Here is an 11222-nt window from a genome sequence, read left to right on the forward strand (position 1 = left end):
CGGCATGCCGATGTCGTTGCGGCTGGTGGTCACGACGTCTCCAGCTCGCGGTCGATCAGGTCGAAGATGTTCTCGGCGGTGGCCGACTCCAGGTCGTCGTCGCCGTCCGCGTCCGCCTGCCGCTCGGTCAGCCGGTCCAGCAGGCCGTGCAGCCGGTCGGTGATGCGGCGGAACTCGTCGTCGGTCGGGTCGAGCCCGACGAGCGCCGCCTCCAGCCGGTCGAGCTCCCGGCCCGCCGTCGACGTCCCGCCCGCCGGGGTCGCCGGGGCGAACTGGCCGGCCAGGTGGGCGGCGAGCGCCGCGGGCGTCGGGTTGTCGAAGACCAGCGTCGCCGGCAGCCGCAGCCCGGTGGCCGCGCCGAGCCGGTTGCGCAGCTCGACCGCGGTGAGCGAGTCGAAGCCGAGTTCCCGGAACGCGCGGGTCGGCTCGATGCCGGCCGGGTCGCCGTGGCCGAGGACGACCGCCACGTGCGACAGGACCAGGTCGCGCAGGACGCGGACCCGCTTGTCGTCGGGCAGGCCGCGCAGCGTCTCGGCGTACGCCTGCCCGTCGGGCGCCTCGCCGGCCGCGGCCCGGCGGCCGGCGGGGCGGACCAGGTTCGCCAGCAGCGGGTGGACCGGCGTCCCCGGCGCGGCCACCCCAGTGATGATCTTGGCGGGCATCAGCGTCGCCCGCTCCGAGCGCCAGGCCGCGTCGAACAGGGCGAGGCCCTCGTCGTTCGACAGCGCGGCCATGCCGCCCCGGTCGAGCCGGCGGATGTCGGCCGAGTCGAGGTGCCCCGTCATGCCGCTGGCCTGGGCCCAGCGGCCCCAGGCCAGCGATACCGCCGGCAGGCCGAGGGCCCGCCGGTGTTCGGCGAGGGCGTCGAGGAAGGCGTTGCCGGCGGCGTAGTTGCCCTGGCCGGGGCCGCCGAACACGCCGGCGGCGGCGGAGAAGAGCACGAACGCCGTCAGCTCGTGCCCGAGGGTGGCCCGGTGCAGGTTCCAGGCCACGTCGACCTTGGGCCGCAGCACCGCGTCGAGGCGGTCCGGGGTGAGCGACTCGACGGTGGCGTCGTCGAGGACGCCGGCGGCGTGCACGACCGCGCGCAGCGGACGCCGCCGGTCCACCATGGACAGCACGTCCGCCACGGCGTCCGGGTCGGCCAGGTCGGCGGCGACGATCGACACGTCCGCGCCGAGCGCCTTGAGGTCGGCGAGCAGCTCGTCGGCGCCCTCCGCGTCCGGGCCGCGCCGGCTGACCAGGAGCAGCTGCCGGGCGTCGTGCGCGGTGACCAGGTGCCGGCAGAGCAGCGCGCCGAGGGTGCCGGTCGCCCCGGAGACCAGGACCGTGCCGTCGAGGCGGGGCACCTGCGGGATGCTCAGGGCGAGCTTGCCGACGTGCCGGGCCTGGCTGAGGAAGCGGAACGCCTCGGGGGCGCGCCGGACGTCCCACGTACGCCGGGGCAGCGGCCGCAGCGCCCCGCTGGCGAAGAGCGCCATCAGCTCGCCCAGCATCGCCGCGATCCTGTCCTGGCCGGCCTCGATGAGGTCGAAGACCTGGTAGCTGACACCCGGGTGCTCGGCGGCGACGCGCCGCGGGTCCCGCTTGTCGGTCTTGCCCATCTCGACGAACCGGCCGCCGTCGGCGAGCAGCCCCAGCGACGCGTCCACGAACTCGCCGCTGAGCGCGTTGAGCACCACGTCGACGCCCCGCCCGCCGGTGCGGCGGGAGAACTCCTCGACGAAGTCGAGGCTGCGGGAGGAGGCGAGGTGCGCGTCGTCGAAGCCGGTGGCGCGCAGCGCCGGCCACTTGCCGGGGCTGGCCGTGCCGTAGACCTCCGCGCCGAGGTGGCGGGCGATCTGCACGGCGGCCATACCGACGCCGCCGGCCGCCGCGTGGATGAGCGCGGACTCCCCGGCGCGTAGCCGGGCCAGTTCCACCAGGCCGTACCAGGCGGTCAGGAAGACCACGGGCACGGCGGCGGCGTCGGTGTACGACCAGCCGTCGGGGATGCGGGTGAGCAGCCTGCGGTCGGTGACGGCGGCGGAGGAGAACGAGCCGGAGAAGATGCCCATCACCCGGTCGCCGGGGGCGAGGTCGGTGACCCCCGCTCCCACGCCGAGCACCACGCCCGCGCCCTCGTTGCCCAGCACCTCCTGGTCGGGCACCATGCCGAGGGCCAGCACCACGTCCCGGAAGTTCACCCCGGAGGCGCGCATCGCGACCAGGACGTGGCCGGCCGGCAGGTCCCCGGCCACCTCGGGGGCGGGCAGCAGGGCCAGGTTCTCCAGCGTGCCCTGCTCGGTGACGTCGAGGCGCCACGGCACCTCGTCGGCCGGCGGCGCCAGCACTCCGGTGTCGCGCGCCCGGGCCAGCCGGGGCACCAGCGGCGCGCCGTCGCGGACCGCGAGCTGCGGCTCGCCGGAGGCGACGGCCGCCGGGACGGCCGCCAGGGAGGCGGCGGCGTCGTCGGTGTCGAGCAGCGTGAACCGGCCGGGGTGCTCGGACTGCGCGGAGCGCACCAGCCCCCACAGGCTCGCCCGGGCCAGGTCGCGCGGGGCCTCGCCGGGAGCGGCGCCGACCGCGCCCCGGGTGTGCAGGACCAGCCGGGACCGCTCCAGCCGGGGCTCGCCCAACCACTGCTGCACCAGCGCGAGCGCGGCGCGGGCCGCGTCGTGCGCGGCCGCGCCGGCCCGATCCGGGTCCGGCTCCGCGCCGGAGCGCAGGTCCAGCACCACATCGGGTACGTCCCCGGACTCCTCGATCGCCGCGACCAGCGCCGCCAGGTCGGCGTGGACCCGCGTCGGGTGCCCGGCGGCGGTGAGCGCCCCGGCGAGGCCGAGGCTGTCGTCGCCGAGCAGCGCCCAGCGGGCGTCCCCCGCCACCGCGTCGGTGCTCGGCAGCGGCGCCCAGTCCAGGTGGAACACCGAGGTGCGGCGCAGGGCGGCGGCCTCGTCGGCCCGGCCCGCGGCGACCGGGCGGAAGGTCAGCGACCCGACGGTGGCGACCGGCTGCCCGGCGGTGTCGGCGAGCGTGACGGCGACCGTGTCCGGGCCGAGCGACCGCAGCCGTACCCGCAGCCGGGTGGCGCCGTGGGCGTGCAGGGCCACCGAGCGGAAGGCGAACGGCATCCAGCCCGCACCGGAGGTCTCCGCCGGGTCGCCGAGCAGGGCGGTGATCCCGCTGGCCTGGAGGGCCGCGTCGAACAGGGCCGGGTGCAGCCCGAACCGGGACGCGTCGGTGGCCGCCTCCTCGGGAAGGGCCACCTCGGCGTAGACCTCGTCGTCGCCGCGCCACACCCGGCGCAGGCCACGGAAGGCGGGGCCGTAGCCGAGACCGCCCTCGGCCATCTCCGCGTACCAGGCGTCCAGGTCGGCGTCGACCTCGACGGCGTCGGCCGGCGGCCACTGCCCCGGTACGACCGTCGAAGCGGGCAGGTGCGGCAGCAGCAGGCCCTCGGCGTGCCGGGTCCACTCGGCGTCGGCGTTCTCCTCGGGGCGGGAGTGCACGGTGACGGTCCGCTCGCCGGTGTCGCCGGGCGGGCCCACGCGCACCTGCACCTGCACCGCGCCGGCCGGCGCGAGCACCAGCGGGTTGATCAGGGTCAGGTCGCCCACCTGGCCCGCGTCGACCTCGTCGCCGGCCCGGACCACCATGTCGACGAGGCCGGTGCCCGGGACGATCACCGCCCCGCCGACGGCGTGGTCGGCCAGCCACGGGTGGGTACGCACCGACAGCCGCCCGGTCAGCACCACCGTCCGGTCGTCGGCGACCGGTACGGCCGCGCTGAGCAGCGGGTGGTCGGTGTCCTGGAGGCCGGCGGAGCCGACGTCGCGCACCCGGTGCGCGGGCGCCTCCAGCCAGAAGCGTCCCCGCTCGAAGGCGTACGTGGGCAGGGCGACGGTGTCGGTCGGGGCCAGCACGGCCGTCAGGTCGACGGGCAGGCCGATCGCGTGGGCGGTGGCGAGGTTCGTCAGCAGCCGCGCCGCGTCGTCGTCACCACGGCGCAGGCTGCCGAGGGTGTACCCGCTGGCGCCGGCGTCGTCGAGGATCGCCGTCACCGGCATCGTCAACACCGGATGCGGGCTGACCTCCACAAACGTCGTGTGACCCGCTTCGACGGCCACCCGCACGGCGGCGTCGAACCGCACGGTCTGCCGCAGGTTCTCGTACCAGTAGTCCGCCGTCATCGAGGACGGGTCGACCCAGTCCCCGGTCAACGTCGAGACGAGCCGGGTGTGTCCCGGCTGCGGGGTCACGTCGGCCAGGTCGGCGCGCAACCGCTCGGCGACCTCCTGCACGGCCGCCGAGTGCGACGCGTAGTCCACCGGGATCAACCGCGCCCGCACACCCTCGGCCTGGCACGCCTCCACCAGGTCCGCGACCGGCTGCGGCGGACCCGACACCACCACCGTCGACGGACCGTTCACCGCCGCGACACCCACGCCCGGGAACTCCCCGAGACGCTCGGCAACGGCATCGGCGGACAGGTCCACCGACGCCATAGTCCCGGTGCCCCGCAGCACCGTCAGGGCACGCGAGCGCAACGCCACGGCCTTCGCCGCGTCCTCCAGGGACAGGATGCCGGCCACACACGCGGCGCCGATCTCGCCCTGCGAGTGACCGATTACCGCAGCCGGGGTGACACCCGCGTGCTGCCACACCGCCGCCAGGGCCATGCCGACGGCCCACAGCACCGGCTGCACGACCTCGACCCGCGCCAACCACGACTCGTCCTCACCCGTCAACACCGACACCACGTCGACGTCCAGATACGGGGCCAGGGCCCGCTGGCACTCGGCCAGCCGCGCGTCGAACACCGGCGTCCGACCCACCAGGCCGGCGGCCATCCGCGCCGACTGCGCACCCTGCCCCGGGAACACGAACACCGGGCCCGCACCGTGCGGCGAGGCCGTGCCGGCGACGACGTTGCCGGCCGGCGAGCCGGACGTCAGGGCATCGAGCCCCGCCAGCAGGTCCTCGACGGTCGGCCCGACCACGGCGGCCCGCTGGTCGAACACCGACCGGGTGGTGGCGAGGGACCAGCCCACCGCCGCCGGATCGACCTCGCCGCGCCCGCGCACGAACTCCGCGAGCCGGGCCGCCTGACCGGCCAGGGCCGCCTTCGACCGCGCCGACACCGGCCACACCACGACGTCCGACGCCACCAGCCCCGGGCCCGGCTCGGCCGCAGCCGCCGCCTCGTCGGCCTGCTCGATGATCACGTGGGCGTTCGTGCCGGACATGCCGAACGACGACACCGCCGCCCGACGCGGCCGCTCCACCGCCGGCCACGGCCGCGACTCCGTCGCCAGTTCCACCGCGCCGGAGGTCCAGTCGATGTGCGGGGACGGCTCGTCCACGTGCAACGTCGCCGGGACCACGCCCTCCCGCATCGCCAGCACCATCTTGATCACACCCGCCACGCCCGAGGCGGCCTGGGTGTGCCCGATGTTCGACTTGATCGAGCCGAGCAGCAGCGGCTCGTGCCCCGCACGGTCCTGCCCGTACGTGGCGAGCAGGGCCTGCGCCTCGATCGGGTCGCCCAGCGTGGTGCCCGTGCCGTGCGCCTCGACCACGTCCACGTCGGCGGTGGTGAGCCGGGCGCCCGCGAGGGCCTGCCGGATCACCCGCTGCTGCGATGGACCGTTCGGCGCCGTCAGGCCGTTCGACGCGCCGTCCTGGTTGACCGCCGAGCCGCGTACGACCGCGAGGACCCGGTGCCCGTTGCGCCGCGCGTCGGAAAGCCGCTCGACCAGCAGCACGCCGACGCCCTCGCCCCAGCCCGTGCCGTCGGCAGCGGCCGCGAACGCCTTGCACCGGCCGTCGGCGGCCAGGCCGCGCTGCCGGGAGAACTCGAAGAAGGTGCCGGGGGTGGCCATGACCGTGACGCCGCCGGCGAGGGCCAGGTCGCACTCGCCGCGCCGCAGCGACTGCACCGCCAGGTGCAACGCCACGAGCGACGACGAACACGCCGTGTCCACCGACACCGCCGGCCCCTCCAACCCCAACGCGTACGCCACCCGACCCGACACCACACTGGCGGCGTTGCCCGTGGCCCCGAACCCTTCGGCCTGCTCCCCCGCAGCCATCAGCAGGGCCCCATAGTCCTGACCATTCGTGCCCACGAACACCCCTGTTCGCGAACCCCGTAGGACCCCAGGCTCAACCCCTGCCCGCTCGACCGCCTCCCACGAGACCTCCAGCAGCAACCGCTGCTGCGGGTCCATCGCCGCCGCCTCGCGGGGCGAGATCCCGAAGAAGCCCGGGTCGAACTCCGCCGCCCCGTGCAGGAAGCCGCCCTTGTCGGCGTAGGTGGTGCCGGGGTTGGCCGGGTCGGGGTCGTAGAGCCGGTCGAGGTCCCAGCCCCGGTCGGTCGGGAAGTCGCCGATGGCGTCGACGCCGTCGGCGACCAGCCGCCACAGTTGCTCAGGGTCGTCGACGCCGCCGGGGTAGCGGCAGGCCATGGCGACGATCGCCACCGGCTCGTCGTCGTCGACGGCGGCCGGGGCGGCGACGGGGGCCGGCCCGGCGTCGGCGCCGAAGAGGCCGGCGAGCAGGAGCCGGGCCAGCACGACCGGGGTGGGGTGGTCGAAGACCAGGGTGGTGGGCAGCGCCTGCCCGGTGGCGGCGACGAGCCGGTTGCGCAGCTCCACGGCGGTCAGCGAGTCGAAGCCGAGGTCACGGAACGCGGTGGTCGCCGGGATGGCCGCGGCCCCGCCGTCGTGGCCGAGCACGTCGGCGGCGAGTTCCCGGACCAGGTCGGCGACGGCCTCCTCCCGCCGGGCCGGGGCCAGCCCGGCGAGGCGCCGGCGCAGGGTCGCCGCCGGGCCCTCGTCGCCGTCGTCGACCGCGACGCCGCCGTCCAGGGCGGCCCGCGCCTCCGGTACGCCCTCCAGCAGCGGCCGGCGGCGGGCGGAGGCGTACGCGGGGGTGAACCGGGACCAGTCCACGTCGGCCACCGTCACGGTGACGTCGTCGTGGTCGAGGGCCTGCCGCAACGCGTTCATGGCCACGCTCGGGTCCATGGCGGGCAGGCCCCGGCGGCGCAGGTTCCGCTCGGCGTCCGCCGCGTGCATGCCGCCGTCGGACCAGGGCCCCCAGGCGATGGCGGTGCCGGCCCGGCCGTCGGCCCGCCGCCGCTGCACCAGCGCGTCCAGGTAGGCGTTGCCGGCCGCGTAGCCGACCTGCCCGCCGCTGCCCCAGGTGGCGGCGATGGACGAGTAGACGACGAAGGCGTCCAGGTCCCGGTCGGCGAGGAGGTCGGCGAGGTGGGCGGCGCCGGCGGTCTTGCCGACGGTGACCTCGGCCAGCTCGGCGGGGGTGACCTCCGCCAGCGGGGTGGCCTGCGCGATGCCGGCGGTGTGCACGACGGTGCGCACCGGCGGGCCGTCGGCCTCGACCCGGTCGAGCAGGTCGGCGAGGGCGGCCCGGTCGGCGATGTCGCAGGCGGCGACGGTGACCCGGGCCCCGAGGCCGGTCAGCTCGGCCTCCAGCTCGGCGGCGCCCGGGGCGTCCGGTCCGCGCCGGCTGACCAGCACGACGTGCTCGGCTCCGGCGGCGGCGAGCCAGCGGGCGGCGCGGGCGCCCAACCCGCCGGTGCCGCCGGTGACCAGGGCGGTGCCGGTGGGCGTGAACCGGCGCGCCGGCGGGCGGTCGCCGAGGGGTGCGCGGACCAGGCGGCGGACGAAGACGCCGGGGCCGCGTACCGCGAGCTGGTCCTCGCCGGTCGATCCGGTGAGGATCGCGGCGAGCCGGGTGGCGCTCCGGTCGTCGGGGTCCGGCGGCAGGTCGACCAGGCCGCCCCAGCGGTGCGGGGCCTCGACGCCGACCACCCGGCCGAGGCCCCAGATCGCGGCCTGGGCCGGGTCGGTGAGCCGGTCGTACGAGGTGGCGGCGACCGCGCCCCGGGTGACCAGCCACAGCGGCGCGTCCAGCCCGGCGTCGCCGAGCGCCTGCACGAGCGCGAGGGTGGCGGCCAGGCCGGGCAGGACGGTGCCGTCGGCGACCGGCGGCTCCCCGGCGAGCAGGGAGACCACGCCGGCGGGGTCGGTGCCGGCGAGGGACGCCGCGAGGTCGGCCCGGTCGGCGTCCGGCTCGACGCCCAGCGCCAGCACGTCCGCGCCGGCAGCGGTCAACGCTGCCCGGACGGTCTGCACCGCCGGGTCGTCGGCGCCGCCGGCGGGCAGCGCCAGCAGCCAGGTGCCGGTCAGCCGGGCCGCAGCGGGTTCGCCGGTCACCTGCCAGTCGGCCCGGTACCGCCAGCCGTCGAGCACCGAGTGCTCCTGCCGCTGCCGCCGCCAGTCGGCGAGGACGGGCAGCAGGGTACGCAGCGACTCGGCGGCGGCGGAGTCGGTGACGGCGAGGGTGTCCCGCAGCGCGTCGAGGTCGGCGCGTTCGACGGCCGACCAGAACCGCCGGTCCAACGCGTCGGCTCCACCGGCGGTGGTGTCGTCGGCGGGCGCCTCGGCCGGCACCCAGTAGTGCTGCCGCTCGAACGGGTACGTGGGCAGGCCGACGAGCCGGCCGGGCCGGTCGGCGAAGAGGTCCGCCCAGCGCACCGGCGTGCCGGCGACGTGGAGCTGGGCGAGGGCGGCGAGCAGGGCGCGGCGGTCCGGGCGGTCCCGGCGCAGCACCGGCACCACCACGGCGGGCGCGGCGTCGGCGGCCTCGGTCCCGGCGAGGGTCTCCTGGATGCTGGCGGTGAGGACGGCGTCGGGGCCGACCTCCACGAAGGTGCCGACGCCGTGGGCGCGCAGGGTGCGTACGCCGTCGGCGAAGCGGACCGCCTCCCGGACGTGGCGCACCCAGTACCCGGGGTCGGTGAGCTGCGCCGGGTCGGCCAGCTCGCCGGTCAGGTTGGACACCACCGGCAGGGTGGGGGCGCGCAGGTCGAGGCCGGCGGCGACGGCGGCGAACTCGGCGAGCATCGGCTCCATCAGCGGGCTGTGGAAGGCGTGGCTGACCCGCAGCCGCCGCACCTTCACCCCCCGGCCGGCCCAGAGTTCGGCCAGGTCGTCGATGGCCGCGCCGTCGCCGGAGACGACGACGGCGCCGGGCCCGTTGACGGCCGCGAGGGCGACCCGGTCGGTCAGGTGGGCGATGGACTCGGCGACCCGGGCCTCGTCGGCGGCGACGGCGAGCATCGCGCCACCGTCGGGCAGGGCCTGCATGAGCCGGCCCCGGGCGGCGACGAGGGCGCACGCGTCGTCGAGGGTCAGCACGCCGGCCACGTGGGCGGCGGTCAGCTCGCCGACGGAGTGCCCGGCGACCAGGTCGGGGGCCAGCCCCCAGGAGCCGAGCAGCCGGTGCAGCGCCACCTCGACGGCGAAGAGCGCGGCCTGGGTGAAGACGGTCTGGTCGAGCAGCGCCGCCTCGGCGGTGCCGGGCTCGGCGTGCAGCAGCGGCTTCAGCGGCCGGGGCAGCCGGTGGTCGAGGTGGGCGCAGACCTCGTCGAGCGCCTCGGCGAAGACCGGGTACGTCTCGTACAGTTCCCGGCCCGCGCCGGCGCGCTGGGCGCCCTGGCCGGAGAAGAGGAACGCGGTCCCGCCGCGTTCGGCGGCGGCGCCGGTGACCAGGCCGGGGGCGGGCCGATCCTCGGCGAGGGCGTGCAGGGCGGCGAGCAGCCCGTCGGAGTCGTCGGCGAGGACGACCGCCCGGTGTTCCAGGGGCGAGCGGGAGACCACCGAGGTCCAGGCGACGTCGGCCGGACGCAGGCCCGCGTCGTCGGCGACGTACCGCGACCAGCGCTCGGCCTGACGGCGCAGCGCGGCGCGCGTGCGGCCGGTGAGCAGCACCGGTACGGGCGCGGGCGGTTCGGGCCGGGCGGCCTCGGCGCGGGCCGGCTCGGGCTGTTCGAGGATGAGGTGGGTGTTGGTGCCGCTCATGCCGAAGGAGGACACGGCGGCCCGGCGGGGCCGGTCCACGGCCGGCCACGGCGTGGCCTCGGTGACCAGGGTGACCGCGCCAGCGGCCCAGTCCACGTGCGGGGTGGGCTCGTCGACGTGCAGGGTGGCCGGCACGATCCCGTGCCGCATCGCCTGCACCATCTTGATCACCCCCGCGATGCCGGCGGCGGCCTGGGTGTGGCCGATGTTCGACTTGATCGAGCCGAGCAGCAGCGGCGCGGCGTCGCCGCGCTCCCGGCCGTACGTGGCGAGCAGGGCCTGGGCCTCGATCGGGTCGCCGAGGGTGGTGCCCGTGCCGTGCGCCTCCACCACGTCGACCAGGTCGGGGGTGAGCCTCGCACCGGCCAGGGCCTGCCGGATGACCCGCTGTTGGGACGGGCCGTTGGGGGCGGTGAGCCCGTTGGACGCCCCGTCCTGGTTGACCGCGGAGCTGCGGATGATCCCGACGACGGGATGGCCGTTGCGGCGGGCGTCGCTGAGCCGTTCCAGCAGCAGCATGCCGACGCCCTCGGACCAGCCGGTGCCGTCGGCGGACGCGGCGAACGACTTGCACCGGCCGTCGGCGGCGAGGCCGCGCTGCCGGGAGAACTCGACGAACGGGCCGGGGGTGGCCAGCACGGTCGCCCCGCCGGCCAGGGCGAGGCCGCACTCGCGCTGGCGCAGCGCCTGGCAGGCGAGGTGGATGGCGACCGACGCCGACGAGCAGGCGGTGTCCACGGTGACCGTGGGGCCCTCCAGCCCGAACGTGTACGCCAGCCGGCCGGAGACGACGCTGGCGGCGGTGCCGGTCAGCACGTACCCCTCGACGCCGGGTGCCCGGTGCAGCACGGCGGCGTAGTCCTGGCCGGAGGTGCCGACGAAGACGCCGGAGCGGCTGCCCCGCAGCGACAGCGGGGCGATGCCGGCCCGCTCGAACAGCTCCCAGGTGACCTCCAGCAGCAGCCGCTGCTGCGGGTCCATGGCGACCGCCTCGCGCGGCGAGATGCCGAACAGCGCCGCGTCGAACTGCCCCGCGTCGTGCAGGAACCCACCGGAGGTGGTGTACGAGGTGCCGGCGTTGTCCGGGTCGGCGTGGTAGAGCCGCTCCAGGTCCCAGCCCCGGTCGGTGGGGAAGTCGCCGATGGCGTCCCCGCCGGACGAGACGAACTCCCACAGCTGTTCGGGCGAGGTGATGCCGCCCGGGTAGCGGCAGCTCATCGCCACGATCGCCACCGGCTCGGACTCCTCGGCGGTGACCTCGCGCAGCCGTTGGCGGGTCTGCTGAAGTTCGGCGACGACCCGCGTCAGGTACTCGCGCAGCCGCTCTTCGTCCGCCATGACATCTCGCTTTCT

The 11222-nt window shown here is 76.7% G+C and carries 1 protein-coding gene; it reads right to left on the reverse strand.

All coding sequences use genetic code 11. From position 1 onward, the window contains the following. Positions 1-29: 29 nt before the first annotated feature. On the reverse strand, positions 30-11207 hold the full coding sequence (locus ACSNN9_RS00765; RefSeq protein ID WP_436670685.1) for a type I polyketide synthase: 11178 nt from the start codon (positions 11205-11207) through the stop codon (positions 30-32). Positions 11208-11222: the final 15 nt, after the last annotated feature.

Origin of the sequence: Micromonospora sp. URMC 107 (genome assembly GCF_051386315.1) — a bacterium.
Classification (GTDB): domain Bacteria; phylum Actinomycetota; class Actinomycetes; order Mycobacteriales; family Micromonosporaceae; genus Micromonospora.

Coding starts and splice junctions, on each gene's coding strand:
- ACSNN9_RS00765 (WP_436670685.1), bottom strand. CDS start 11,207: ATGGCGGACGAAGAGCGGCTGCGCGAGTACCTGACGCGGGTCGTCGCC.